Raw genomic sequence first — 26951 nt, 5'->3', positions numbered from 1 at the left:
CTTCATCCCCCGAGGAGACTCCCCCATGGCAACGCTGCCGCCCCCCTTCTCGAGCGACCCCGAACACGGGTCCTCGACCTCCCCCCACCCCCTCGCCACCCCCGCGCCAGCCGGGCCGGGACCCTCCCACCCTCGACGCCGGCGCTCCCGGTTGGCCGCCTCGTTGGTGGCCCTCAGCCTCGCCGCCGGCACGCTCGTAGCCGGTGTGGTCACCCGACCGGCCGAAGCCGCCGTCACCAGCGTCGGAGCGGGGTCGTACACCACGACCCTGCCCGCCGGGAAGTCCCTGCCGACCGGCTGCGGTGACATCTCGACCAACCCCCGTGGCGCCCTGACCGCCAACGCCCCGAAGGGACCGGTGCCCACCAACGACTGGTGGTCCTCGATCCTGTTCAAGAAGACCGACTGCGCGTTCGGCGAGCCGCTCTACGCCCACCCGGCCGCGTACGACACGTATCCCGGCGGTCTGGGCATCTCGTACACCGACAAACCGACGATCACCGGCACGGCGACCGGCGTCGGGGAGTACAAGTTCAGCTACACCCGTGACCTGCTGGTCGGCGTCGCGGGTCTGACGGCCGGGCGCGTCCAGGTCGACGACTGGTCGGACTGGACCGTCACCCCGGCGTGGACCGACGGCACCCGGTCCCTCAAGGCGACCATCGGTCACGGCCTGCCGTTCTCCTACTTCGACGTCGACGGCGGCGGCAGTGCGCAGATCAGCACCGACGGACCGCCGAAGGTGTGGGCGACCAGCGGTTCCATGATCGGCTTCAGCATCCGCGACCACGACTACGTCGCGTACGCCCCGAGCGGCGCGAGCTGGGTGGTCAACGGTTCGTCGATCACCTCGACGCTGGGTGGCAAGGACTACTTCAGCGTCGCGGTGCTCCCGACCAAGGCCGCCGACAGCGACAGCACCCGGACGACCCTGGCCACCTCGTACGGCCGGTACGCCCAGGCCCACGTCACCGGCACCAAGATCAGCTACCAGTACTCCCCGAGCACCGGCAAGGTGAACAGCACCTACGCCTTCACCACCGAGGCCAAGGAGGGCAGCGAGAGCAAGACCGTCGTGTCGCTCTACCCGCACCAGTGGAAGGACCTGGCCGGCGGGTCGCCGATCAGCCAGACCTACGTCTCCCCACGTGGGCTGATGAAGAACCTGGTCGGCGTCTCCAGCTTCGCGACGTCGATGACGTACCACGGGATCCTGCCGGAGCTGCCGGCGGTGGCCACCTCCGCGGGGGCCGACAAGGCCACCCTCGTCAACTACCTGAACCAGGTCGCCAACGACCCGGCCGGGGAGCAGAAGCCGGACACCTACTGGGCCGGCAAGGGTCTGGGCCGCTCGGCCCGGATCGCCGAGATCGCCGACCTGGTGGGAGAGACGGCCATCCGGGACAAGGCGCTGACGGCGATGAAGCGGACCCTGGAGAACTGGCTGACGGCGTCGGCCGGTGAGAACGACCACCTGTTCTACTACGACAAGAACTGGGGCACCCTGATCGGCTACGAGGCCAGCTACGGGTCCGACCAGGAGCTCAACGACCACCACTTCCACTACGGCTACTTCATCGCCGCGGCGGCCACGGTGGCCAAGTTCGACCCGAGCTGGGCGAAGTCCAGCCAGTACGGCGGCATGATCGACCTGCTCATCCGCGACGCCAACAACTACGACCGGGACGACAACCGCTTCCCGTACCTGCGTGACTTCGACATCTACGCCGGTCACGACTGGGCGTCGGGCCACGGGGCGTTCGCCTCCGGCAACAACCAGGAGTCCAGCTCGGAGGGGATGAACTTCGCGGGGGCCCTGATCCAGTGGGGTCAGGCCACCGGCAACACCGCCGTCCGGGACGCCGGGATCTACATCTACACGACCCAGGCCGCGGCCATCGCCGACTACTGGTTCGACGTCGACAACGACATCTTCCCGGCGTCGTTCCAGCACAGCACGGTCGGCATGGTCTGGGGTGACGGCGGCGCGTACGCCACCTGGTTCACCGCCGATCCGGAGAAGATCCAGGGCATCAACCAGCTGCCGATCACCGGCAGCCACCTCTACCTGGGTCTGCACCCGGCGTACAACAAGATCAACTACGACGAGGTGGTCCGCAACCGCGGGGGCGAACCCACTGCCTGGCAGGACATCCTGTGGGAGTTCCTGGCTCTCGGTGACCCCGACCTGGCGCTCAGCAAGTTCACGGCGAACCCGAACTTCCTCTCCGAGGAGGGTGAGTCCAAGGCCCACACGTTCCACTGGATCCGCAACCTGGCCGCTCTGGGCAACGTGGACTCCGGGATCACGGCGGACAACCCGCTGGCCGCGGTCTTCACCAAGAACGGGCAGCGCAGCTACGTGGTCGCGAACATCTCCTCGGCCGCGCTGACCGTCACGTTCTCCAACGGGACCAAGGTGACGGCTCCGGCCGGCAAGACCGTGGTCACGGGGGCGATCACCTGGAGCGGCGGGAACGCGTCCGCGACTCCGGGCACCGACCCCACGCCGACGCCGGACCCGACCACCCCGACGCCGGATCCGACCACCCCGACGCCGGACCCGACCACCCCGACCCCGACGCCGACCACCCCGACGCCGGACCCGACCACCCCGACCCCGACGCCCACGGCGCCGGGCCAGGCGGGACGGTACTTCCTGACCGCTGACCAGAAGCTGGCCACGAGCGCCCCTGCTCCTGGCACGGTGACCCTGGTCGGGGCGAACTGCCAGTGCGACGGGGCGCCGGAGAAGGCCAAGGTGTTCACCGCCACCGGCGTGAACGGGACCTGGACCGGTGCCGCCGCTGCCTTCGACCTCGCGATCGATGCGGGCAGCTCGGTGGGCAACGCCAGCCAGGTCCGGATCTCCTACGACCTGACCGGCAACGGGTCGTTCGACCGGGTGGAGACCTACCGGTACTTCGCCACCGACCCGGTGCCCGGCTACGAGCACTACACCCAGGACCGGCAGCTGCTCGGCGCCACCGGGACCATGGGCGGGCTGACCGGCGGCACCATCAAGGTCGAGGTGTGGAACGCGATCGGCAACCAGCCGACCACCCTCGGCGTCGGATCGCTCTCCCGGCTGGACCTGCCGCTGCGGTGACCCGGATACTGCGGTGACCCTGACGTCGGGTCACCACAGCTCGAGCCCACCCGAAGGGCTGACGACGACCACGGCACCCACCGGACAGTTCCGGTGGGTGCCGTGGTCCGTCCACGACCGGCCGTTGCGAGCGGGACCAGTACCGTGTCGGGCGGGGTGGCGGCGACAGGTCGGACGACCAGCCAGAGGCGAACGAGCGAGGTGATCGGAGCGTGGCGGTGGACCCCCGGCTGGTCGAGTCACTCGCCACCACCATCGAGCGTCACTACGTCTTCGCGGAGCAGGCCCGTGAGATCGCCACAGTGGTCCGGTCCTGGACGCCCCCGACCGACGAGGTCCCCTTCGAGGAGTGGACTCGCGTCCTCCGGGGCTTCGACCGGCACTTCCGCGTCCGGTCCTCGGTGCCGGCGCCCGCGCCCGCGCCGGGCGCCGAGTCCGTCCGCGATGTTGCGCGCTTCCTGCGGACCGAGGCTCGCGACCGCGTAGGGATCCTGCGGGTCAAGGAGTTCGTCGACCCGGACGCACCCGGGCGGCGGGATGAGGCCGGTGCCGCACTCCGCTGGCTGAGCTCGTTCGATGCGGCGATCATCGACCTGCGGGCCAATCCAGGCGGCTGGCCCTCGATGGTGTCCGTGCTCGCCGGCCCCCTGCTCGGACCCCTCCCCGTCCACGTCGTCGACTTCGTCTCACGTACGGCCTCGGAGACGTCCTTCACGGAGCCCCGGCCGGAGCTTGTCGCGCTGGCGGAGATGCCGGTCGCCGTCCTGATCGACCGGGCCACGGCGTCGGCGGCCGAGAGCATGGCCTATCTGCTGCGGAGCACGGGACGGGCCGTCGTCGTCGGCGAGACCTCGGCGGGTGCCGCCAACCCCGGGGACTGGTTCGACACCGGTGCGCGAGCCGCGGTCTTCGTGTCCACGGGGGCACCGGTCGATCCACGGACCGGGAGCAGCTGGGAGGGCGTCGGCGTCGTCCCGCACGTCGCCGCAGACAGCGACCGGGCCGAGGTGGTGGCCCTCACGGTCCTCGCGGACCGACCGACCACCACGGAGCGGTCGGCCGCGGTCCCGGGCCACGGACTAGGATCGAGAGCGATTTCACCTGCGTCCATCACGAGGAGAGCAATGGCTGACTACGTCCTGCCCGATCTGCCCTACGACTACGGGGCACTGGCTCCGCACATCTCCGGCGAGATCATGGAGCTCCACCATGACAAGCACCACGCCGCCTACGTCAAGGGCGTCAACACCGCGCTCGAGCAGCTGGCCGAGGCGCGCGACAGCGACTCGTTCGGCAGCCTGGTCGGTCTCGAGAAGACCCTCGCCTTCCACCTCGGTGGACACATCAACCACTCGGTCTTCTGGCCGAACCTGTCCCCGGACGGGGGCGACAAGCCCGACGGCGCCCTGGGCGCGGCCATCGACGAGTACTTCGGGAGCTTCGACAAGTTCCGCGCCCACTTCGAGGCGAACGCCAACGCCATCCAGGGCTCGGGCTGGTCGATCCTGGTCTGGGACGCCCTCGGGCAGCGGCTGAACATCGTCCAGCTGTACGACCAGCAGGCCAACGTGCCGCTCGGCCAGGTCCCGATCGTGCTGCTCGACATGTGGGAGCACGCGTTCTACCTGCAGTACAAGAACGTCAAGGCCGACTACGTCAAGGCCTGGTGGAACGTGGTCAACTGGGCGGACGCCCAGACCCGGTTCGCCGCCGCCGTGGCGCAGACCCCGGGGCTGATCACGCCCTGATCGACGACCATCGGCAGTGAGCGCGGCGTCCACCCCCGGGGTGGGCGCCGCGTCGTCGTTTCACCCCTCGTCCCGGCGCGCCCCACATCGTACGGCGGCCGGACCAGGCGCAGACTGGTGCCGTGAGCGACCTCGGGCTCTGGATCCACGGGAGCGGCGACCACCCCCTCGTGGTCGTGCACGCACCGGAGAGCGTGAGCGCAGCGCGGTGCACCAGCCGGGGCTCGATCGGTGCGGGCTCGTCGCACGTATCAGCCGGAGCGCGCCCGGAGTCCAGATGGGTGTGACCGAGACCGTGCCGCCGAACGCCGCAGGACCCGCACCCCGTCGCCGTCGCCCGTCACGAACCACGCCTGCCCGGCGCCGGCGACCGCGGCAGTCCCCGGCCCCGCGGCTTCGTCGGCGGTTGGGTCGAGGATGACCACCGTGTTCTCGTCGACAGCGATCCCCGCCGCCGCCGCACCGGTGTCCACCGCCGCGACCAGGCGCGACAGCGTGCCCCACTGGGCCGTGTGCACCTCGATGGTGGCCGCGACCAGACCGAGACCGTCGACCACGGTGACCTGGTCGAGGTCCTCGGCGTTGTCCTCGTGCGTCACCGCCGTGGTCCCGACCTGCCAGCCGCCCAGCAGGGCGCGGGCCGCCGCGATCATCGCCCCGGCGGAGAACCCGGCGTACGGCAACCCGTCGGCCACAGCGGTCCGGATCACGCCGGCGTACGGCAGGAGCGCCCGGTGGTAGTCCGGGGTGACGCCGCCACCGACGAGCAGCCCGTCCAGGCCCGACCACCAGGGCTCGGTGGGCGCGGCGCCGTCGCCGAGAGCGAGCGGCGCACCGGGGCTCGCGGAGACACCGACCACGTCGACCGGTGCGCACCGCCGGAGCGCCTGCCGGAACCAGTCCACGCCCTCGGCGTGACCGTCGGCCTCGGTCACGACCACCACGGCGACCCGGGGCGAGGACCGTCCGGCCGCGGTGGCCCGCCCGACGCACTCGGCCACGAACTCGCCGTAGACGATCACGGCGGCCCCGAGATCCCGACCGCCCCCCACCAGGTGCACGCTCATGGATCCCGGAGCGTAGCCGCCCGAGAGCGGGTGGGCTGATGGCCCCCGGGGGCGACCCGGGCGCCACCACGTCGGCGAACCCGAGCCACGCCGTGATCATCGGCGCGAGCATGGCCGGGCTCTGCGCAGCGGCGGCGCTGGCGCAGCAGGGCCTCACCGTCACGGTGCTGGAGCGGGACCGGTTGTCCACCGAGCCGGGGCACCGGCGGGGCGTCCCGCAGGACACCCAGGCCCACGTCCTGCTCTACCGCGGCATCACGGTGCTGGAGCAGCTGCTCCCGGGGTTCCGCGCGGAGCTGCTGGCGGCCGGGGCGGTGGCGTACGACTCGGGACGGATGCCGTGGCTGGGCGAGTACGGCTGGCTGGACACCGACCTGGACGGCTACGAGGTCGTCTCGGCCACCCGCCCGCTGATGGAGGCGGTGACCCGGCGACGGGTGGTCGCCCTCACCGGCGTCCGGCTGCGCGACGGCGTGACGGTCACCGGTCTGACTCCGGCGTCCCCGGGCTGGCGGGTCCGGATCGGGAACGGGACCGACGGGCCCGAGGCCGCTGCCGAGACGATGTCCGCGGCCGACACGATGGCCGACGGCGACGAGGTGGTGGCCGCCGACCTGGTGGTCGACGCCTCCGGCCGGTCCTCCCGGCTGGACCGCTGGGGCGTGGTGGCCGAGCCCCCCGCCGTGGAGGAGGTGGACGCCCGCGTGGGGTACGCCAGTCGTCTCTACCGCGCGCATCGCCAGCTCCCTGTCCGGACGGGCGTGATGATCCTCGCCGACGCCGGCTCCGGCACCGCCGGGCTCGCGCTGCCGGTCGAGCACGGTCGGTGGCTGGTCGCCGCGGCCGGGTTCGGCGAACGACGACCGCCCCGTGACACCGCCGGCTTCGTCCGGTTCCTGTCGGGCCTACGGGACCCGGCGCTGGCCGATCTGGTCGCTCTGCTGGAGCCCGCCGGGGAGGTCAGCATCCACCGCCAGACCGCCAACCGGCGCCGACGCTGGGACCGCGTGGCCGACTGGCCGGAGGGCCTGCTGGTGGTCGGCGACGCTCTGTGCTCGCTCGACCCCGTCTACGGCCAGGGCATCACCGTGGCTGCGCAGCAGGCGTGCGCTCTCGGCGAGGCCGTCCGCCGGGGGCGCCCGGTGGACCGCCGCCTGCAGCGCCGGCTGGTGGACCTCACCGCCACCCCGTGGGCGATCGCCACCACCGGTGACCGGCGGCAGCCGACCTGCACGAGCGAGCCGGGACCGGCGGAGCGGGTCAGCGCGGGCTGGGTGGCACGCCTGTCCCGACTGGCGGCCACCGGGCACCCCCGGGCCACCGCCGCCCTGCTCGCGGTCAACAACCTGATGGCTCCCCCGTCCTCCCTGCTGCACCCGGCCCTGCTGCTGGCGGGCGCGCGACCGTCGCCGACCGCCCGGCTGGCCCGGCCGGCGGTGCTGGACGACCTCAGTCGGCTTCGTCGTCAACCGCCACCGGCGGACCCAGCAGCCGCTTGACCTCGTCCAGGGTGTCGGCCTCCGCAGGCGACTTGTCGGGCCGGTAGCGCAGCACCCGGGCGAAGCGGAGGGCCACCCCACCGGGGTAGCGGGTGGAGGTCTGCAGACCGTCGCAGGCGATCTCCACCACCGTGGTGGGGGCGACGTGGACGACGTGCCGGTCGCGTCGCGTGGCGATCTGGGTGAAGTGCTCCGTCTGCCAGCGCAGCAGCTCGTCGGTCATGCCCTTGAACGTCTTGCCCAGCATCACCGGCTCGCCGGTGACCCCGTCCCGGGCGGCGAGGTGGATGTTGGAGAGCCAGCCGTCGCGCCGTCCGTATCCCCACTCGACCGCGGTGACCAGCAGGTCGAAGGTGTGGCGCGGCTTCACCTTGATCCAGGAGGCCTGTCGGCGGCCCGCGGCGTAGCCCGCTTCCGGCTGCTTCACCACCACGCCCTCGAAGCCGCGGGTGACAGCGGAGTCGAAGACCTCGGTGAGCTCCGCGACCGTGGTCACGGTGGTCCGCTCCACCCGCAGCTCCGCGGGCAGCAGCCGGTCGAGCTCGGCCGCGCGCTGCACCAAGGGAGCGTCCAGCAGCGTACGACCGTCGACGTGCAACAGGTCGAAGAAGAACACCCGCAGCGCCAGGCCGTGCGCACCGTCATCCCCGCGGGTGGCGGTGCGGGACGCCACCAGCTGGAAGGCCTCGGGACGCCCGTCCGGCCGCAGGGCGAGCACCTCCCCGTCCAGCACCAGCTCCTCGGCCGCGAGGGTGCGGACCGCCGCCACCACCTCGGGCAGCCGCTCGGTGATCTCGTCCAGCGACCGGGTGAACACCGACACCTCGTCGCCGCGGCGGTGGACCTGCACCCGGATGCCGTCGAGCTTCACGTCGACGACGACCGGTCCGCCGGTCTTGGCCAGCGCCGCTTCCGGATCCGGTGCACTCGCCGCCAGCATCGGCTGCACCGGGGTGCCGACCGTCAGACCGACGGCCGCCAGCGCCGCGGCGCCCCCGGAGGCCAGCAACCGGGCGGCCTCGGTGGTCGAGGACAGCAGCATCGCCGCGCGCCGGAGGACGGCGGGCTCCACCCCGTACGCCTTCGCCATCCCCTCCTGGACCAGGGCGTCCATCGCCCCCTGTCGCAGGTCGCCGAGCACCAGTCCCCGGAGGAAGCCCTGCTCCCGCTCGGTGGCCCGGGCGAACAGCTCCGCCGCCAGCGCGCTGCGGCGGCCGGCCGACCCGGCCCCCGAGAGGCCGGCCATGCCGGCGAACGCGGTGTCCACCTCGACCAGGGTCAGGCTGGGCCGGTCCGCGGGCGGAGGTGGGGCGGTCAGGCCCCGCCAGCCCAGCCCCGTACGCCGCTGCCGCAACGCTCCGCCGAGGTAGCTGACCGCGATCTCCAGGTCACCCGGTCCCGCCTCGGCCAGCACCTCCGCCAGCAGGTCCCGCTTCGCGTTGCGGGAGCGGGTCGCGCTCAGGGCGGTCCAGGTCTCGGCGAGTCGATCGAGCAGCACCGCCCCATCCTCGCCCGGACCACCGACACCCTGCGGCTTCCCGGCTCGAACATTCCGTCACTCGACGGCTTCCTCCGCCCCACGGAGCCCCTGGACTCGAACATTCCGTCACTCGACGGCTTCCTCCGCCCCACGGAGCCCCTCGGCTCGAACATTCCGTCACTCGACGGTTTCCTCCCCCACGGACGCCGTACGCTGCGTGGTTCTCCGTCGGGTGACGGAATGTTCTGCGACCGTGGGACACGAAGGCGGGCCGACGGACCACGTCAGCAGGCCGGAGCGACTGGGCCGCGAACCTCAGCGGCGCGACTCCGGGAGGGCGAGATCCAGGTCACGATTCGGTAGCTTCGGGGGCTGACGGAGATCTCTGTCGGCGGAAGACCGTTCCTCGTGGGGAAGTGGTATACCCTCCGGTGTAGGAGCGCTCTCACAACGACGCTCCACAACGATGCGGTTACTAAATGAGCGTTAGGCATTGACACCGAACCGGTTAAGTGGTGTGTTGTCACCTGAACGTTCGTTGAGAGTGGGGGACGCGATGACGCAGACCACGGGGGTACTCCGCCGTGCCTGTTTCCCTGCCGTCTCTCGCCCCGGTCTCGTCCCGGCTCACCGTTCACCTGCGCGGCGTCAGGCCGCGCAGCACCCGACGGCTCACCCCCGTGCCGGGGGAACCCGCATCCCCGATCGTCCGGCGACCGCCCCACCCGTGGCGGCCCCGTCCGGATCGATCGTCCTGTCCGCGAGGGCAACCACCAGTTCGGCCGTCGGCCGGAGCACGACAGGTTCGGCCTTCGGCCGGAGCACCTCAGGTTCGGCCTTCGGCCGGAGCACCTCAGGTTCGGCCTTCGGCCGGAGCACCTCAGGTTCGGCCTTCGGCCGGAGCACCTCAGGTTCGGCCTTCGGCCGAGACACCCACGGATCGGCCGTCGGCCGTGACGACAGTTGCATCACGCGTTTCCAAGGAAGGAAGCAATGAACGATCAGCAAGATCACGACTTCACCGGTGAGGACCTCAAGTCCGCGGTGGCCGGCTGGTCCCCGAACCGTCGCCGGTTCCTGTCCGTCGCCGGCCTCGCCGTCGGCGGTGCCGTCATCGGCACCACGGCGGCCGGCTGCGGCACCGCCCAGACCGGGAACAGCACCGGGAGCGGCACCGACGCCAAGGGTCGGGCCGGCGCTGCCGGCGAGACCCTGTTCGTGGCCGGGTTCCAGTGGGGCCCGCCCACCAACTACAACCCGTTCGCGCCCTCGCCGGCGTGGCCCACGGCAGGTGGCCAGAGCCAGCTGATCTACGAGTCGCTGGTCCGGTTCAACCTGCTGGACGGCTCGCTCACCGGCGGCCTGGCCAAGGAGATCCAGGAGCCCGACGCGAACACCTTCGTGCTCCCGCTGCAGGACGGCACCAAGTGGTCCGACGGCTCCGAGCTGACCGCGGAGGACGTGGCCTTCACGTTCGACCTGGCCAAGCAGACCTCGCTGTCGTTCTCCACCATCTGGAACTACGTCGACAGCATCGAGGCCACGGACGCACGCACGGTCACCATCAAGATCAAGGCCAAGCCGAACAACCCCGGCTTCGTGAAGAACGTGCTGGCCGGCACCTTGATCGTGCCCAAGTCCTACTGGAGCAAGGTCGCCGCGGACAAGATCACGGCCGACACGAACCTGCAGCCGATCGGCTCCGGTCCGTTCAAGCTCGACAAGGGCGACCAGACCCAGATCAACCTGAAGCGGGACGACGCCTACTGGGGCAAGGACGTCTTCGGCACCCCGGCGATGACCACCGTCAACCACCCCATCTTCAAGAGCAACAACGACGGCGACCTCAAGCTGGAGAGCGGCGAGATCGACGTCTCGCAGCAGTTCACGGCCCAGATCTGGAAGATGTGGGAGGACAAGAAGGCCCCGGTCGGCACCTGGCTGAAGGACAAGCCGTACTACGTGCCGGGCAACATCCCGCTGATCATCTTCAACCTGACCGTCAAGGGTCTGGACAACCCGCTGGTGCGCAAGGCGATCGCCCACTCGATCGACTACGCCAACATCGCCAGCACGGCCATGTCGGACTACTCCGACCCGGCCAACGCCTCCCTCATCATCCCGACCGGCTACGAGTCGAAGTTCTACGACTCCGCCGCCGTCGAGTCCGAGGGCTGGAAGTACGACAAGGACAAGGCCGTCGAGATCCTCGAGGGCGAGCTCAAGGCCAAGAAGGGGTCCGACGGCATCTACGTGCTGCCCGACGGCACCAAGCTCGGCGGCTGGAAGGTCATCTGCCCGACCGGGTGGACCGACTGGAACACCGCGCTGGAGATCGTCGCCAAGTCCGCCCAGGCGGTCGGCATCGGCATCACCACCGAGTTCCCGCAGGCGCCGACCTGGACCCAGAAGATGCAGAACGGTGACTTCGACATCGTCATGAACGGCTACTCCGGTGTCTCGCCGGCGAGCCCGTGGATCCGGTTCCGGGACGCGCTCGACGACCGTGGCGTCGCCGACGTGGGCAAGCGGGCGGACTGGAACTACGGCCGCTTCAAGAACGCCGACGTGCCGGCTCTGCTCGACACGGCCGCGGGCGCCGCCTCCGACGACGAGGCCAAGACCGCCCTGTCGGCGCTGGACAAGATCTACCGCGAGGAGATCCCCTGCGTCCCGTTGATGTACCGCCCGCTGGAGTTCTACGAGTTCAACCAGAACAACTGGGAGAACTTCCCGACCGAGGAGAACCCGTACGCTCCGCCCATGTGGCAGGGCGCCGGCATCGGTTGGTTGTTCAAGATCAAGCGCGTCGGCAGCTGAGCGACTGATCCCCTAGAGGCGGAGGCACCCACATGAACCTGGCGCGCTACTTCATACGCAAGATCGGCTGGTACCTGCTCGTATTCTTCGCAGCCCTGGTCATCAACTTCATCCTCCCTCGACTGATACCCGGGAACCCCGTCGATGCGCTCGTCGCCTCGATGACCCGCGGTGGCGGTGCGAGCGGAGATGCGGTCAAGGCCATCTACGAGAACTACATGCGGGAGTTCGGACTCGACCAACCGATGTGGAAGCAGTTCCTCACCTACGTGGGCAACGTGCTGCAGGGCAACCTCGGTACGTCGTTCGCGCAGTACCCGGCTTCGGTCAACACGCTGATCGGCCAGGCGCTCCCCTGGAGCGTCGCAATCCAGCTGCCGGCCATCATCGTCGGCTGGATCGTCGGGAACATCGTGGGTGCCATCGCCGCCTTCAAGGGAGGGTGGTTCGACCGGGGGATCTTCCTCTCGTCGCTCTTCCTCTCCTCCATCCCCCCGTACTGCCTCGCGATCATCCTGCTGTTCGTGGCCGCTGTGCAGCTCGGCTTCTTCCCGGTCGGCGGCGCCTACTCCTTCGGTCTGTCGCCGGAGTTCTCGCTGGCCTTCTTCGGTGACGCCATCACCTACTTCTGGCTGCCGTTCTGGTCCATCGTGCTGGTCTTCATCGGTGGCCAGGCGGTCGGCATGCGGTCGATGGCGATCTACGAGAACGGCGCGGACTACGTCAACTACGGTCGCGGTCTGGGTCTGCGCGACAGCACCACCGTCCGCTACATCTTCCGGAACGCGATGCTCCCGCAGATCACCGGTCTCGCCCTGTCCATCGCCGGCATGATCGCCGGCGCGCTGATCATCGAGCTCGTCTTCTCCTACCCCGGGCTGGGCACGCTCCTGTTCAGCGCGATCGGGCAGAACGACTACCCGGTGATCCAGGCCATCCTGCTCATCCTGACGCTGGCCATGCTGGTGGCGAACTTCTTCGTCGACCTCCTGTACGGCATCATCGATCCCCGAATCCGGGCCGCACAGAGTGGAGACCGCTGATGAAGTCGGTCAGCTTCACCCCCCGTTTCTACGTCGCCGCGGCGATCATCGTCCTGGTCGTGCTGATCGCGATCTTCGGACCTCTGCTCGTGCGGACCGACCCCAACGCCACGATCGGTGGGCTCTACGACGAGCCGGCCGGCTGGGGCCCGCTCCTGCTGGGCACCGACAACGAGGGCCAGAGCGTGATCGCCAACCTGGTCTACGGGACCAGGACCTCGCTGATCGTCGGTCTGCTGGCCGGCACCATCGCCACCGTGCTGGGGCTGGCCATCGGCCTGGTCGCCGGCTTCAAGGGCGGCCTGGTCGACAACCTGCTCTCCAGCCTGACCAACATCTTCCTGGTCATCCCCGTGATCATCGTGGTCATCCTGCTCAGCGTGGCTCTGGACAACCGGAGCATCTTCACGCTGGCCTTCGTGATCGGCATCGGCTCCTGGCCCTGGTTGGCGCGAGCCGTCCGGGCCCAGACCACCAGCGTGCGCACCCGGGAGCACATCGACGTCGCGATGATGTCCGGAGCGAACTTCTGGTCCATCCTGATCCGCGACGTCCTGCCCTACCTGCTCTCGTACGTGGTGATGGCCTTCGTGCTCCAGGTGTCCGGCGCGATCCTGTTCGAGTCGACGCTGAGCATGCTCGGCCTCGGTCCGAGCGGCGCGGTGAGCCTCGGCGTGATGCTCTACTGGGCGATCGCCTGGGGTTCGGTGCGCACCGGCGCCTGGTGGGCCTTCGTGCCGCCGACGGTGATGCTGACGATCATCTCCTTCTCGCTGCTGCTGCTGCAGTCCAGCCTGGACGAGCTGTTCAACCCGCGCCTCCGGCGCGGCAAGATCAAGAAGAAGGCGGCCGCGACGAAGTACCAGATCCCGGCTGCCGAGGGCCCCGCTCCCCAGCTCACCGCTGCGGGCGTGGTCGAAGGTCCGGCACCGATCGACGACAACCAGGGAGGTCGGGTCTGATGGCGGAGCTGCTGAACGCGCAGAACATCCGTGGCGTCTACTACACCCCGACCGGTCAGGAGGTGGTGGGCGTCGACGACGTCTCGATCCAGATGGCCGAGGGCGATGTGCTGGGGCTGGCCGGTGAGTCGGGCAGTGGCAAGTCCACCCTCGGCTCGATCATCTCGCTGACCGCCCGACCGCCGCTGGTGGTCGAGCACGGCACCCTGGCGATCGACGGCAAGGCCCAGGACCTGTCCGACATGGCCGGCATCCCCCGGACCTGGCGCGGTGCGGTGGTCTCCATGCTGCCGCAGGGCGCCATGAACTCGGTGAGCCCGACCATGCGGGTCCGTGACCTCGTGTTCGACGTGATGAAGGCCCACGACGGCAAGATCAAGAAGGACGAGGCCCTGGACCGGGCCCGGGACCGCCTGGTCACGCTCGGTCTGCCCACCCGGGCGCTGGATGCCTACCCCCACCAGCTGTCGGGTGGCATGAAGCAGCGTGTCGTCACCATCATCAGCACGCTGCTCAACCCGCGGCTGCTGGTGGCCGACGAGCCGACCTCGGCCCTCGACGTGTCCTCGCAGAAGGCGCTGATCGAGATGCTCCTGGAGATGCTGGAGAAGGAGATCATGTCCGGCGTCATCTTCGTCACGCACGACCTGCCAGTGCTGCGGACCGTCGCGAACCGGATCGCGGTCATGTACCAGGGCAAGGTCGTCGAGTCCGGACCCACCAACGTGATGGTGGACGACCCGGAGCATCCGTACACGCGGGCGCTGCTGAGCTCGGTCCTCACGCCCGAGCCCAAGTACGCCAAGATCAGGATCGAGGGCATGCGCGCCTTCGACCGGGAGTCGTTCAAGGCTCCGGAGGTGAAGCACTGATGGACGGGATCTTCACGGCCCAGAACCTGACCAAGACGTTCGGCAGCGGGACGGGGGCGGTCACCGCCGTCAACGACGTCTCCTTCGCCCTGAAGAAGGGGCAGATCACCACGATCGTCGGTGAGAGCGGCTCGGGGAAGTCGACCATCGCGCGGATGGTGCTCGGTCTGCTGCCGATCACCTCGGGCACCTTGACCTTCCAGGGCAAGGACGTCACCAACCCCAAGGGCAAGGACCGGGCGAGGTACTGGCAGGACGTGCAGGCGGTCTTCCAGGACCCCTTCTCGGCCTTCAACCAGTTCTTCACGGTCAAGACGCTGCTCCACCGGTCGATGCGGCTGCTGAACGAGAGCGTCGGCCAGGATCGTCTCGAGGAGGCCCTCGGGCACGTCGGGATGGACCTGTCGGTGCTCGACCGCTACCCTCACCAGCTGTCCGGTGGCCAGCGCCAGCGGGTGATGATCGCCCGGGCGCTGATGCTCCGGCCGACGCTGCTGGTGGCGGACGAGGCCACCTCGATGCTCGACGCGTCGCTGCGGGTGAACATCCTGAACGTGCTCACCGACCTGCGCGACGAGCTGGACATGACGGTGCTGTTCATCACCCACGACATCGGCCAGGCGTGCTACGTCGCCGACCAGGTGCTGGTGATGGAGCACGGCGTCATGGTCGAGCAGGGCACCGTCGACAAGGTGATCTTCAACCCCGAGCACGACTACACCAAGAAGCTGGTGGCCGACGTGCCCAAGCTGCACCAGGAGATCGAGCTCAACATCGGCGATCACGAGGCCGCGGCCGTCGACCTGGCCTGACCTCCGTCAGTACCGCAGCGGCCCCGCCACTCCTCGAGTGGCGGGGCCGCTGCGTCTCTCGGCGTGACGTGCCGGCCGGGGTCAGGCCAGGGTCGAGATGTCGATCACGAACCGGTAGCGCACGTCGGAGGTGAGCACCCGCTCGTACGCCTCGTTGATCCGGTCGGCGGCGATCACCTCGACGTCGGCTGCGAGCTCGTGCTCCGCGCAGAAGTCCAGCATCTCCTGCGTCTCGCGGATGCCGCCGATGCCGGAGCCGGCGAACGAGCGGCGGTTGCCGAAGAGCGAGAACACGTGCAGCGGCAGCGCCTCCGGCGGGGCGCCGACGTTGACCATCGTGCCGTTGAGGGCCAGCAGCCCGAGGAACGCGTCGATGTCGATGGGGGCGCTGACGGTGTTGACGATGAGGTCGAAGCCGTTCTTCAGGTCCTCGAAGGTCGCGGGGTCACTTGTGGCGTAGTAGTGCTTGGCTCCGAGCCGTAGACCGTCCTCCTGCTTGCGCAGCGACTGCGAGAGCACCGTCACCTCGGCGCCCATGGCGTGGGCGATCTTGACCGCCATGTGGCCCAGCCCACCCAGGCCGACCACGGCCACCCGGGAGCCCGGTCCGACCTTCCAGTGCGACAGCGGCGAGTAGGTGGTGATGCCGGCGCAGAGCAGCGGGGCCGCCGCCTCGTACGGGATGGTCTCGGGCACCCGCAGGACGAAGTCCTCGTCCACCACGACGTGGGTGGAGTAGCCCCCCTGGGTGATCGTGCCGTCGCGGTCGACGGCCGCGTAGGTGCCCACGTTCCCGTTCAGGCAGTACTGCTCCTCCCCCGCCCGGCAGTTCTCGCACTCCCGGCAGGAGTTGACCATGCAGCCCACCCCGACCCGGTCCCCGACCGCGTGCCGGGTCACCCCGGAGCCGACCTCGGTCACCTCACCCACGATCTCGTGACCGACGGTGAGCGGATAGGCGACCTCGCCCCACTCACCGCGCACGGTGTGGATGTCGGAGTGGCAGATCCCGGCGTAGCGGATCGCGATCAGGACGTCCTTGGTCCCGACGTCGCGCCGGTCGATGGTCGTCGGGACGAGAGGGTCGGTGGCCGACGGTGCGGCGTAGGCGTTGACGGTGAGCAAAGGGTCTCCTCTGTGACGAGCTGGCAGCCTCCCATCGTAGGTCGGCGACGTCGGATCGGGTCGGTCGAAGGGGGTACTGACAGGGCACCCTTCCCCTCGGGGGCGCCGGTGGCGTCGACGTCCCCGGACCGTCGCGGGACGATCCCGCGGTTCCCGTCCGGGCGGACGCTCCCGACCCGTGGACCGGGCTCAGGCCGAGGGGTCGCCGGCCGGCGGCTCGGTCCGCCGTTCCGGAGCTCCTGCGACAGCCCGTTCGGGGAGCCAGATGACGAAGGTGCTGCCCCTGCCCCGGACAGCGGCGAGGACGAGGCGACCGTCGTGGCTCTCGACGATCTGCCGCGCGATGGCCAGTCCCAGCCCGGAGCCAGGTGACTCGGCACCGCGGTGGAACCGGTCGAACACGCGCGAACGGTCCTCCTCCGCGATGCCGGGACCCTGGTCGGTGACCGCGACCCAGGCCCAGCCGAGCCGGCTTCCGATGGCGACGGTGATCGTGCTGTGCGTGGGAGCCAGCCGGATCGCGTTGCCCAGCAGGTTGGCGAGCGCCCGCTCCAACGCGGCCCGGTCGGCGAAGACGACCGGGCCCACCGCGGCTCGCAGCTCGATCCACAGCGACCTGCCGGCCGCGACGGCGGCGTGCTCGCCGACCACCGCTTCGGCGAGGCCGGCGAGGTCCACGTCCGCGTCGGCGAAGGCGGTGGACCGTCGGCGTGCAGAGGCGAGCAGGTCGTCGAGCAGTTGCACGTCGACGAACAGCCACCGCATCCCCGGGGCAGCCAGCACGACCAGAGCCAGCACCACGGCCGGGAGCGCACGCCGCCCTCGCTCGGGGCCGCCGGGGGCCCCGACGACGGGCAGCGGTCCCGATCCGATCCGGCCATCGTGTCGCCTCTTCCCGCACTGGTGGCGGGCCGCCGTCCGGCGACCCGCTCACGCATCCTGCGCGGGTCGGCTGTGACCTCCGACGGATGCCCCTGTGGGGGACCTGTGCGACCTCGGCCCGAGCGCGCAGGACACCTCGTGGACGGCCAGACCGCCCGTGGACGACGAGACGGCGCCCTCCCCGAGGGGAGGACGCCGTCTCGATCGCGTACGCGGGCTGGCTCAGGCCTTGTCGGTGGCCTGCGCCTCTTCGGCGGAGGTGTCGTCACTCGGCTTCTCCTGGTCGGAGACCGCTTCGTCACGCTCCTCGGTGCCCTCGACCAGGTCGCCGGCCGGGGACTCGTCAGCGCTGCCCGGCGACGCCGGGCTGTCGGCGCTGTCCGGGCTGTCGGGACTGTCGGACGAGACCGGGCTGACCGGTGCCGCCGGGGCCGCGGCCGTCGCGCCGGCGGCGGCCGGGGTCGACGTCCTGGCCGTGACGGGCTCGGTGACGAGCTCGATCAGCGCCATCGGGGCGTTGTCGCCCTTCCGCGGGCTCACCTTGGTGATCCGGGTGTAGCCACCCGGACGGTCGGTGAAGGTCGGGGCGATCTCGGTGAACAGAACGTGCACCACACCCTTGTCCCGCACGGTCTTGAGCACCTCACGGCGAGCGTGGATGTCGCCGCGCTTCGCCTTGGTGATCAGCTTCTCCGCCACCGGCCGCAGCCGCTTGGCCTTGGTCTCGGTGGTCAGGATCCGCCCGTGCTCGAACAGCTGGCTGGCCAGGTTCGCCAGGATGATCCGCTCGTGAGCGGGGCTGCCGCCCAGGCGCGCGCCCTTGGCTGGTGTTGGCATCTCAGTTCTCCGTCTTCTTCTTCATGATCAACTCGTCAGCTCGTCAAAGATCGCGCGAGCGGAGTGAGCACCAGCCCGTGCGGCGAGCACTGTCAGTACTGCTCGGTCTCGGTGAAGTCGGCTTCCTCTTCTTCGTCGAGGTCGTCGTAGCGTCCGATCGCGCTCAGCGGATCGAAGCCAGGTGCGCTGTCCTTCAACGACAGCCCCATCTCGTGCAGCTTCAGCTTGACCTCGTCGATGGACTTGGAGCCGAAGTTGCGGATGTCGAGCAGGTCCTGCTCACTGCGGGAGACCAGCTCGGACACCGTGTGGATGCCCTCGCGCTTGAGGCAGTTGTAGGACCGCACCGTCAGGTTCAGGTCCTCGACGGGCAGCGCCAGATCGGCGGCCAGCTGCTCGTCGATCGGCGACGGGCCGATCTCGATGCCCTCGGCCTCGACGTTCAGCTCACGGGCCAGACCGAACAGCTCGACCAGCGTGCGACCGGCGGACGCGACCGCGTCGCGCGGACGGATGGCGGGCTTGGACTCGACGTCCAGGATGAGCTTGTCGAAGTCGGTGCGCTGCTCGACGCGGGTGGCCTCGACCTTGTACGTGACCTTGAGCACCGGCGAGTAGATCGAGTCGACCGGGATCCGGCCGATCTCGGCGTCGATGGTCTTGTTCTGGACGGCGGAGACGTAGCCACGGCCACGCTCCACGACGAGCTCCATCTCGAGCTTGCCGTTCTCGTTCAGGGTGGCGATGTGCAGGTCGGGGTTGTGCACCTCGACGCCGGCGGGCGGGGCGATGTCGGCCGCGGTCACGGCACCGGCACCGGCCTTGCGCAGGTACATCGTGACCGGCTCGTCCTCCTCGGAGGAGACGACCAGGCCCTTGAGGTTCAAGATGACCTCGGTGACGTCCTCGACGACGCCCTCGATCGTCGAGAACTCGTGCAGGTTGCCGTCGATCTTGATACTGGTCACGGCCGCGCCCGGGATGGACGACAGCAGCGTGCGACGCAGCGAGTTACCGAGCGTGTAGCCGAAACCGGGCTCCAGCGGCTCGATCACGAAACGGGAGCGGAAGTCCGACAGGACCTCCTCGGACAGCGACGGGCGCTGAGCGATCAGCATGGTGTTCCTCTTCCCCTGCGAGAACCTCTATTTGATCTCACAGAACCTGGGTCCATCCGGGACCCGGGTGTGATGCGTCTCTGAGCTGTCAGACGCTGTGGTGGCGTGGGCGACCACAGCGACTGACAGCTCGGAGAGGGTGGAGTGCTTACTTCGAGTAGAGCTCGACGATCAGCTGCTCCTGGACGTCGATCACGATCTGCTCGCGGATCGGCAGCGAGTGGATCAGGATCCGCATCCGGTTCGGCAGCGCCGTCATCCACGCCGGGACGTCGCGCTCGCCGTGCGTCTCGCGGGCGACCACCAGCGGGGTCAGGTTGAGCGACTTCTCCTTGACGTCGATGACGTCGTGGGTGCTCACCCGGTACGACGGGATGTTGACCTTCTGGCCGTTGACCACGAAGTGGCCGTGGACCACGAGCTGACGGGCCTGCCGACGGGTCCGGGCGAAGCCGGCCCGGTAGACCACGTTGTCGAGCCGCGACTCCAGGATCTGCAGCAGGCTGTCACCCGTCTTGCCCTGGCTCTTGTTGGCCTCGACGTAGTAGCGCCGGAACTGCTTCTCCAGCACGCCGTACGCGAACCGGGCCTTCTGCTTCTCACGGAGCTGGAGCGAGTACTCCGACTCCTTGGTGCGACCCCGACCGTGCACGCCGGGCGGGTAGGGACGGCGCTCGAACGCCGTGTCGCCACCGACCAGGTCAACACCCAGCCGACGCGACTTCTTGGTCATGGGACCGATATAGCGAGCCATGTTTCGTTAGTCCTGTTCGTTTTCGGGTCAGACGCGGCGGCGCTTGGGCGGGCGGCAGCCGTTGTGCGGGATGGGGGTCACGTCGGAGATCGCACCGACCTCGAGGCCCACGGCCCCGAGTGAGCGGATGGCGGTCTCGCGGCCCGAACCCGGACCCTTGACGAACACGTCGACCCGCTTCATGCCGTGCTCCATGGCCCGACGTCCCGCGGCCTCGGCGGCCATCTGCGCGGCGAACGGGGTGGACTTGCGGGAGCCCTTGAAGCCGACGGTGCCGGCCGAGGCCCACGCGATCACCGCACCCGTGGGGTCGGTGATCGAGATGACGGTGTTGTTGAACGTGCTCTTGATGTGCGCCTGACCGGCGACGACGTTCTTCTTCTCCTTGCGCCGGACCTTCTTGGCGCCGGTGTTGCGGCCTGCTGTAGCCATGTGTGCCTAACTCTCCTGGGTCTCTACTCGCACAAGCCCGCTCAGCGGGCTTTCTTCTTGCCGGCGACGGGCTTCCGCGCGCCCTTGCGACCGCGGGCGTTGGTCCGCGTCCGCTGACCGCGGACGGGCAGGCCGCTGCGGTGACGACGGCCCTGGTACGAGCCGATCTCGACCTTGCGACGGATGTCGGCGGCTACCTCGCGGCGGAGGTCGCCCTCGGTCTGGTAGTTGGCCTCGATCCAGTCACGCAGAGCGACCAGCTGGTCGTCGTCGAGCTGGTGGACGCGGGTGTCGCCACTGATCTCGGTGGCGGCGAGAGTCTCCAGGGCACGGGTGTGGCCGATGCCGAAGATGTAGGTGAGAGCGACCTCGAGCCGCTTGTCGCGCGGGAGGTCGACCCCGATGAGACGTGCCATCAGGCGGTACTGCCTTTCGAATGACGTACGGGCTCGGGACTGCCGAGGATCCGACGCGGAGGTGTCTGCGTGATGCGTCCCCGTACGTTGCCCACCCGGTGTGGTTCGGGTGGCGGGGCCCCGGCCTCCGACCGGGGGTGAACCCGGATCTCTCCGCTGACGGGGAGACCCGGGGGTGCTATCACGTTGGTGTTGTTCAGTTGTGGCTTGGTTGCCGGTGACCTGATCAGAACCCCGGCGAGCTCAGAGCCTCAGCCCTGACGCTGCTTGTGCCGCGGGTTCTCGCAGATCACCATCACGCGACCGTGCCGGCGAATGACCTTGCACTTGTCGCAGATCTTCTTCACGCTCGGCTGGACCTTCATCGAGCTACTTTCTGTCGGCGCCGAGCCCGCCGGAGCGAGCTCGAGTGAGGGTGGACACGGGGCCTTCGGTGTTACTTGTGCCGGTAGACGATGCGACCCCGGGTGAGGTCATAGGCGGAGAGCTCGACAACCACTCGGTCCGACGGGAGGATGCGGATGTAGTGCTGCCGCATCTTGCCACTGATGGTGGCAAGAACCTTGTGCCCGTTGGCCAGCTCGACCCGGAACATCGCGTTCGGCAGAGCCTCCACGACGGTCCCCTCGAGCTCGAGTGCTCCTTCTTTCTTCGCCATGAACTCACTATCTATCGACAACATGCGGAAACGGACCACCGAGAAGGTGGCCGACGGGTAATAGTAGTTCAAACCGTGGGCCCACCCAAATCTGGAGACCCGAGCGAGCGCTCGCTACCGCTCGCTCGGGTTACGCGGCTTCGCGGAGGGTGCGCTCGGTGTAGAGGTCGACGCTCTCGCGGAGGGCCTTGAGGATGTAGGGCGGGAAGTCCATGCCGTTCCGGTTGGCCCACAGCAGCCTGGCCTCCAGCCGACCGATCTCGCGGGCGTAGCCCTCCAGGTCGGCGTCGAGACCCAGATCGGCGACGACGCGACCCATGTCCGCCTTGTAGCGGTCCATGGCGTTGGTGCCGACCAGGTTGTACGACTTCTCCCGCAGCACCCGAGCGAGGTAGAGCTGCCAGGGCTTGAGCACCCCGTCCTGGATCATCGCGGTCGCCGACATCTGGTAGAAGGCGAAGTGACCGGGCTCCTGCTGCTTGATCGGGGTGATGATCGTCTCGGCGATGGCCGACTCACCCAGCTCGACCATGCCGCCGTTGATCTGGTTGTAGGCCAGCACGGCCTGCCGCTCGGTGCTCGCCCCGGTGAGGAAGTAGAGCAGCTTGGCCACGTCCTGGATGGGCGACAGGTTGGCCAGCGCACCCAGGATCTTGATCTTGAACGACACCTCCAGGTGCGGTTCCGCCGCGGTCCGACCCAGGTCCTGCTGCAGCCGGTCCAGGATCAGCCCGTGCTGGATCTCCTGCGGCTGCCACACGTCGGCGTAGAACGTCTTGTTGGTGTCGTCGACGTCGGGGAGCAGGCACAGCAGCTCCAGCACGTTGCGGTCGACCTCGAGCTCGACCCGGGCCAGGTAGTCGATGACGTGCCCGTACGAGGCGGCGACCACCGTCGGGTTCTTGATGGTGCGGTCCACCGAGTCCAAGGTGATCGGCGGGTAGAGCTCGCCGAGCCGCTGGACGTGTTCAGCGATCTTTCGCTGAGTGATGGGTTGCCTCGGCACACCACAATGCTATCGACGTCCGGCGCCGGGCACCGCCCTCCCGGGTGTGCTTCCGGCCACAACAAGTTAGGTCGTCCTAACCTCGGCAGCGGACCGAGGACGACTACAGCAGCATGAGCAACAGGATGACGATCAGCAGGACGGCGCCGACCACCACCCCGCCGGCGACCAGCGCCAGTCGGCTGGCGTCCCGGGGCTGGGTCAGCTCGCCGGGCTGTCCACCGGCGCTGGCCACGATCGCCGGGTCGGCGTACGTCTGCAACGGCGGCAGCCCCTGCACCACCGGCAGCAGCTCCCCCATCCGGTGGGCGGCGAACAGCTGGTCGAGCCGCAGCCGGAAGTCGTCGCCGTCGATCCGGCCGTCGGTGAACGCGGCGTTGAGCTGGGTGCTTAGCTGGTCGCGCAGCTGGTCCGGCACCGGGGCGTCGGGAGTGCTCCGGTACGGCGAGGAGATCGGCAGCTCGCTCATCGGGCCAGGGTACTCGCCACCCTCGGCATCACCTCCGTGCCGAGGAGCTCGATGCTGCGCAGCATGGTCTCCGGCGCCATGATCGCGTTGGTCATCTGGACGGTGAACCGGCTGAGCCCGCCGAGGGCCGGCGAGAGGGCGGCCATCTTGGCGGCCACCGTGGCGGGGCTGCCGATGAAGTAGGGGCCGTGCTCGCCGAGCGAGGCGTCGTAGCCGAACCGGGTCGGCGGCGGGAACCCGCGCTCGCGGCCCATGGACGTGAAGGCCTGCTCGTAGCCGGGCCAGAAGAGGTCGGCCGCCTCCTGGTCGGTCTCCCCCACGAACCCGAAGCAGTGGACGCCCACGCGCAGCGACTCGGGAGCGTGACCCGCCTGCGCGCCGGCGCGGCGGTAGAGGTCGATCAGCGGCCCGAACCGGCGCGGCTCGCCGCCGATGATGGCCACCATCAACGGCATGCCGAGCAGACCCGCCCGGACGAACGAGGCCGGGGTGCCGCCGACCCCCAGCCACATCGGCAGCCGCTCCTGGACCGGGCGGGGGAAGACGCCCTGGCCGGTGAGGGCGGGCCGGTGGCGACCGGACCAGTGCGGGTAGGCGTCATCCCGCAGCTGGAGCATCAGCTCCAGCTTCTCCTCGAACAGCGAGTCGTAGTCTGCGAGGTCCAGTCCGAAGAGGGGGAACGCCTCGGTGAAGGAGCCGCGGCCGAGCACCAGCTCGGCCCGGCCGCCGGAGATCAGGTCGAGCGTGGCGAACTCCTCGAACACCCGCACCGGATCGGCGGCACTCAGCACCGTCACCGCACTGCGCAGCCGGATCCGCTCGGTCTGCGCCGCCGCCGCGGCCAGGATGACCACCGGCGCGGAGTCCAGGTAGTTCGCGCGGTGGTGCTCTCCCACGCCGAACGTGTCGACGCCGGCCCGGTCGGCGGCGACCACCTCGGCCAGGAACTGGCGCATCCGCTCCACGGACGAGTACGACGTCCCCGTACGCGGGTCGGTCACCTCCGAGACGAAGCTGTCGATCCCGATCTCCACGGCTCTCTCCTGCTGCTCGGTGCGCGCGCAGACGCGACGTCGCTGGAACTCCTATCATCTCCTGCAGGACACAGGAGGGAGCCGACGTGGGCCGGGCCACCGTCAAGGACGTCGCCGCACGCGCCGGGGTCTCCCCCAAGACGGTCTCCAACGTGATGAACGCGACCTTCCCGGTCGCCCCCGCCACCCGGGAGCGGGTGGAGCGGGCCATGCACGAGCTCGACTACGTGCCCAACTTCTCCGCTCGCGGCCTGCGCAACGGGCGGACCGGGATGATCGCGCTGGCCCTCCCCGAGCTGAACACCGCGTACTCGGCGGAGATGGCGCACCACTTCGTGCACGCGGCCCGGGCCAGAGGCTGGGCGATCCAGATCGAGGAGACCCAGGGGGGGACGGCCCCCGAGCACGAGCTGCTGCTCAAGGCCCGGGCGCACCTGGTCGACGGACTGATCCTGAACCCGGTCTCGCTGGAGACGTCGGCCATCCAACCGGGGGTCGCCCTGCCGCCGGTGGTGGTGATCGGTGAGGTCGACCAGCCGATCGCCGACCACGTCTGGATCGACAACGTCGCCGCGACGGCGGCCGTGGTCGCCCACCTGGCCGCGACCGGTCGGCGCCGGATCGCGGCCGTCGGCCTGATGGACTCCGAGAGCGCCCGGTTGCGGACCCGCGGCTACCGCGAGGGTCTGGCCGCGGCGGGTCTCCCCCACGACCCGCGCCTGGAGGTGCGGACCGACGGCTGGGGACCCGACGGGGCCCGGGACACCGTCGCCGACCTGATCGCGCGGGTGCCCGAGGTCGACGCCCTGTGCTGTTTCACCGACGCCCTGGCGATGGGGGCGCTGCACGCCCTGGCCGCCACCGACCGGCGGGTGCCGGACGACATCGCGGTGACCGGCTACGACGACGTCTGGGAGTCCGCCTACTTCGTGCCGGCCCTCACCACCATCGGGTTCGACAAGGCCGAGCTCGCCCGGCGGGCCATCGACCTGCTGGCGGCGCGGATAGCCGAGCCGGAGCGCCCGCCGGAGACGGTCACGCTGCCGTACACGCTCGTGGTCCGCGCCAGCACCTGAGAAACGCGGCGGCGGGGTGGTTGTCGGGCGGGGTTACATCGTTGTAGCCTCGATCCGTCGTCCACCGCTTTGACCCCAGGAGCGCCCGTGCCCACTGCCCGTCTCGTCCTCGACTCCGCCTTCGCCCTGGCTCCGGTCCCCCGACGCCTGTTCGGCTCCTTCGTGGAGCACATGGGGCGGTGCGTCTACACCGGCATCTTCGAGCCGGACCACCCGGCGGCCGACGAGGACGGTCTGCGCACCGACGTGCTGGAGCTGACCCGGGAGATCGGGCCGACGGTGGTCCGCTACCCCGGTGGCAACTTCGTGTCCAACTACCGCTGGGAGGACGGGGTCGGACCGCGGGAGGAGCGGCCCACCCGGCTCGATCTGGCCTGGCACTCGGTCGAGACCAACCAGTTCGGGCTGCACGACTTCATGACCTGGGCCGACCGGGTCGGCACCGAGCCGATGATGGCGGTGAACCTCGGGACCCGGGGGCTGCAGGAGGCCTGCGACCTGCTCGAGTACACCAACCACGCGGGCGGCACCTACTGGTCGGACCGCCGGATCGCCAACGGGGCCGCCGACCCGTTCGACGTCAAGCTGTGGTGCCTGGGCAACGAGATGGACGGACCCTGGCAGGTCGGCCACAAGACCGCGGCCGAGTACGGTCGGCTGGCCAACGAGACCGGCAAGGCGATGCGTCTGATCGACGGGGAGATCGAGCTGGTGGCCTGCGGGTCGTCGAACTCCTCGATGCCGACGTTCGGATCGTGGGAGTCGACGGTGCTGGAGCACTGCTACGACACCGTCGACTACATCTCGCTGCACGCCTACTACGAGGAGTACGACGACGACGCGCTGTCGTTCCTGGCCAGTGCGGTGAACATGGACCGCTTCATCGAGTCCGTGGTCGCCACCGCCGATGCCGTCCGGGCCCGGGGTCGGCACAGCAAGAAGATCAACCTCTCGTTCGACGAGTGGAACGTCTGGTACATGCGCCGGTTCGGTGGCGACGGCCCCAAGTCCTCCAGCGTGGAGTGGAAGCCACAGCCGCGGCTGATCGAGGACGAGTACACGATCACCGACGCGGTGGTGGTCGGCACCTTCCTGAACTCGCTGCTGCGCCACGGGGACCGGGTGACGGTGGCCTGCCAGGCCCAGCTGGTGAACGTCATCGGGCTGCTCCGCTCCGAGCCGGGCGGCGAGGCCTGGAAGCAGACGATCGCGTACCCGTTCGAGCAGATGGTGCGGCTCGCGCGCGGTCAGATCCTGCAGGTGGTCGCCACCTCGGACCTGTTCGACTCCGACTCCTACACCGACGTCCCGGTGGTCGACGCCACCGCGACGTACGACGCCGAGACCGGCCGGGCGGCCGTCTTCGTGGCCAACCGCAGCCTGACCGAGTCCGCATCCCTGGAGGTCGACCTGCGTGGCATCGGGGGCACCGCGGTGCGAGCGGCGTCCACCCTGCACGCCCGCGACGGCCAGGACCGGCACACCACCAACCTCGAGCGGCACGACGCCGTGACCCCGGTCCGCTTCGACGACCACGCGGTCACCGAGGGCCTGCTGACGGCGACGCTGCCGGCCCTGTCCTGGACGGTCTTCGAGCTGGACGCCCGCCGGGAGGGCTGACCCGGCCGGGTCTGCCGGCGCGGTGCAACAGCCCCTACGCCCGCGCCTGCTCCAGCACGAGCCCCCACCCGCGTGCCGCAGCGCGCGGGTCGGGTCGGGTGGACCTCTTGTA

Annotated in this window: 25 protein-coding genes and 1 pseudogene; 11 read left to right on the top strand and 15 right to left on the bottom strand. The window is 69.6% G+C overall.

What is annotated here, in order from left to right; translation table 11 throughout:
- Window positions 1–25: 25 nt before the first annotated feature.
- The 3 genes and pseudogenes from ABD714_RS01440 (at window position 26) to ABD714_RS01430 (ending at window position 4857) form a co-directional block, all read left to right on the top strand.
- Window positions 26–3109, top strand: coding sequence for a glycosyl hydrolase (locus ABD714_RS01440; RefSeq protein ID WP_344810480.1), 3084 nt, complete (start codon window positions 26–28; stop codon window positions 3107–3109).
- 212 nt (window positions 3110–3321) lie between these two features.
- Window positions 3322–4080 (top strand): annotated as a pseudogene (locus tag ABD714_RS01435) (S41 family peptidase); the annotation flags it as partial.
- Window positions 4081–4233: 153 nt separating this feature from the next.
- Complete coding sequence (locus ABD714_RS01430) at window positions 4234–4857, top strand: superoxide dismutase (RefSeq protein WP_344811256.1); 624 nt, start codon at window positions 4234–4236, stop codon at window positions 4855–4857.
- 251 nt (window positions 4858–5108) lie between these two features.
- On the opposite strand, the gene ABD714_RS01425 is transcribed toward ABD714_RS01430, so the two are convergent.
- Window positions 5109–5924, bottom strand: coding sequence for a Type 1 glutamine amidotransferase-like domain-containing protein (locus ABD714_RS01425; RefSeq protein ID WP_344810479.1), 816 nt, complete (start codon window positions 5922–5924; stop codon window positions 5109–5111).
- Between the two features lie 38 nt (window positions 5925–5962).
- On the opposite strand from ABD714_RS01425, the gene ABD714_RS01420 reads away from it, so the two are divergent.
- Window positions 5963–7423 (top strand): NAD(P)/FAD-dependent oxidoreductase, encoded by a 1461-nt coding sequence (locus ABD714_RS01420; protein WP_344810478.1) that lies wholly within the window; start codon window positions 5963–5965, stop codon window positions 7421–7423.
- Here the strand turns inward: ABD714_RS01420 and ABD714_RS01415 are convergent.
- Both ABD714_RS01415 and ABD714_RS01410 read right to left on the bottom strand, forming a co-directional pair.
- Entirely contained in the window at window positions 7374–8921 is a 1548-nt protein-coding gene (locus ABD714_RS01415) for an ATP-dependent DNA ligase (RefSeq protein WP_344810477.1), read from the bottom strand. The genes ABD714_RS01420 and ABD714_RS01415 overlap by 50 nt on opposite strands.
- Before the next feature lie 654 nt (window positions 8922–9575).
- Complete coding sequence (locus ABD714_RS01410) at window positions 9576–9917, bottom strand: hypothetical protein (RefSeq protein WP_344810476.1); 342 nt, start codon at window positions 9915–9917, stop codon at window positions 9576–9578.
- On the opposite strand from ABD714_RS01410, the gene ABD714_RS01405 reads away from it, so the two are divergent.
- The 5 genes from ABD714_RS01405 to ABD714_RS01385 are packed head-to-tail and all read left to right on the top strand — an operon-like array spanning window position 9897 to window position 15412.
- Window positions 9897–11723: an ABC transporter substrate-binding protein gene (locus ABD714_RS01405; protein WP_344810475.1), complete on the top strand. Its 1827-nt coding sequence runs from the start codon at window positions 9897–9899 to the stop codon at window positions 11721–11723. The two genes, ABD714_RS01410 and ABD714_RS01405, sit on opposite strands and share 21 nt — an antisense overlap.
- 32 nt (window positions 11724–11755) lie before the next feature.
- Window positions 11756–12766, top strand: coding sequence for an ABC transporter permease (locus ABD714_RS01400; protein WP_344810474.1), 1011 nt, complete (start codon window positions 11756–11758; stop codon window positions 12764–12766).
- Complete coding sequence (locus tag ABD714_RS01395; protein WP_344810473.1) at window positions 12766–13728, top strand: ABC transporter permease; 963 nt, start codon at window positions 12766–12768, stop codon at window positions 13726–13728. The genes ABD714_RS01400 and ABD714_RS01395 overlap by 1 nt, the downstream gene beginning before the upstream one ends.
- Entirely contained in the window at window positions 13728–14600 is an 873-nt protein-coding gene (locus ABD714_RS01390; RefSeq protein ID WP_344810472.1) for an ATP-binding cassette domain-containing protein, read from the top strand. The genes ABD714_RS01395 and ABD714_RS01390 overlap by 1 nt, the downstream gene beginning before the upstream one ends.
- Window positions 14600–15412: an ABC transporter ATP-binding protein gene (locus ABD714_RS01385; RefSeq protein WP_344810471.1), complete on the top strand. Its 813-nt coding sequence runs from the start codon at window positions 14600–14602 to the stop codon at window positions 15410–15412. Before ABD714_RS01390 ends, ABD714_RS01385 begins: the two co-directional genes overlap by 1 nt.
- An 81-nt stretch (window positions 15413–15493) precedes the next feature.
- Here ABD714_RS01385 and ABD714_RS01380 read toward each other — a convergent pair whose 3' ends face one another.
- From ABD714_RS01380 to ABD714_RS01325, 12 genes are all read right to left on the bottom strand, one after another.
- Window positions 15494–16537: an NAD(P)-dependent alcohol dehydrogenase gene (locus ABD714_RS01380; protein ID WP_344810470.1), complete on the bottom strand. Its 1044-nt coding sequence runs from the start codon at window positions 16535–16537 to the stop codon at window positions 15494–15496.
- Window positions 16538–16726: 189 nt separating this feature from the next.
- The gene (locus ABD714_RS01375) at window positions 16727–17338 is read right to left on the bottom strand and encodes a sensor histidine kinase (RefSeq protein ID WP_344810469.1); all 612 of its coding nucleotides are present in this window, start codon (window positions 17336–17338) and stop codon (window positions 16727–16729) included.
- Between the two features lie 303 nt (window positions 17339–17641).
- Window positions 17642–18256 carry a 50S ribosomal protein L17 gene (gene rplQ, locus ABD714_RS01370; RefSeq protein ID WP_344810468.1) on the bottom strand — a complete coding sequence of 205 codons (615 nt, stop codon included), beginning with the start codon at window positions 18254–18256 and terminating at the stop codon, window positions 17642–17644.
- A gap of 92 nt (window positions 18257–18348) precedes the next feature.
- Window positions 18349–19374, bottom strand: coding sequence for a DNA-directed RNA polymerase subunit alpha (locus tag ABD714_RS01365; RefSeq protein WP_344810467.1), 1026 nt, complete (start codon window positions 19372–19374; stop codon window positions 18349–18351).
- A gap of 148 nt (window positions 19375–19522) precedes the next feature.
- Window positions 19523–20128 (bottom strand): 30S ribosomal protein S4, encoded by a 606-nt coding sequence (rpsD, locus tag ABD714_RS01360; RefSeq protein WP_344810466.1) that lies wholly within the window; start codon window positions 20126–20128, stop codon window positions 19523–19525.
- Between the two features lie 27 nt (window positions 20129–20155).
- Complete coding sequence (rpsK, locus tag ABD714_RS01355) at window positions 20156–20560, bottom strand: 30S ribosomal protein S11 (protein WP_344810465.1); 405 nt, start codon at window positions 20558–20560, stop codon at window positions 20156–20158.
- 41 nt (window positions 20561–20601) lie between these two features.
- Window positions 20602–20976: a 30S ribosomal protein S13 gene (gene rpsM, locus ABD714_RS01350; RefSeq protein ID WP_344810464.1), complete on the bottom strand. Its 375-nt coding sequence runs from the start codon at window positions 20974–20976 to the stop codon at window positions 20602–20604.
- A gap of 251 nt (window positions 20977–21227) precedes the next feature.
- Window positions 21228–21341, bottom strand: coding sequence for a 50S ribosomal protein L36 (rpmJ, locus tag ABD714_RS01345; protein WP_020575560.1), 114 nt, complete (start codon window positions 21339–21341; stop codon window positions 21228–21230).
- Between the two features lie 71 nt (window positions 21342–21412).
- Entirely contained in the window at window positions 21413–21634 is a 222-nt protein-coding gene (infA, locus tag ABD714_RS01340; protein ID WP_013862060.1) for a translation initiation factor IF-1, read from the bottom strand.
- 130 nt (window positions 21635–21764) lie between these two features.
- Window positions 21765–22640, bottom strand: a complete 876-nt coding sequence (locus ABD714_RS01335) for a GTP-binding protein LepA (RefSeq protein WP_344810463.1) — start codon at window positions 22638–22640, stop codon at window positions 21765–21767.
- Window positions 22641–22743: 103 nt separating this feature from the next.
- Window positions 22744–23109, bottom strand: coding sequence for a DUF1707 SHOCT-like domain-containing protein (locus tag ABD714_RS01330; protein WP_344810462.1), 366 nt, complete (start codon window positions 23107–23109; stop codon window positions 22744–22746).
- On the bottom strand, window positions 23106–24143 hold the full coding sequence (locus ABD714_RS01325) for an LLM class flavin-dependent oxidoreductase (protein ID WP_344810461.1): 1038 nt from the start codon (window positions 24141–24143) through the stop codon (window positions 23106–23108). Before ABD714_RS01325 ends, ABD714_RS01330 begins: the two co-directional genes overlap by 4 nt.
- An 86-nt stretch (window positions 24144–24229) precedes the next feature.
- On the opposite strand from ABD714_RS01325, the gene ABD714_RS01320 reads away from it, so the two are divergent.
- Together ABD714_RS01320 and arfA are read left to right on the top strand one after the other, a co-directional pair.
- A complete protein-coding gene (locus tag ABD714_RS01320) occupies window positions 24230–25219 on the top strand; it encodes a LacI family DNA-binding transcriptional regulator (protein ID WP_344810460.1) in 990 nt (329 codons plus the stop codon).
- Window positions 25220–25306: 87 nt separating this feature from the next.
- Window positions 25307–26839: an arabinosylfuranosidase ArfA gene (arfA, locus tag ABD714_RS01315; RefSeq protein ID WP_344810459.1), complete on the top strand. Its 1533-nt coding sequence runs from the start codon at window positions 25307–25309 to the stop codon at window positions 26837–26839.
- Window positions 26840–26951: the final 112 nt, after the last annotated feature.

Source organism: Microlunatus aurantiacus (assembly GCF_039536605.1).
In the GTDB taxonomy this organism is placed as follows: Bacteria; Actinomycetota; Actinomycetes; order Propionibacteriales; family Propionibacteriaceae; genus Microlunatus; species Microlunatus aurantiacus.
Note: the sequence above shows the minus strand (reverse complement) of the source record. Positions and strands in the feature narration are given on the sequence as shown.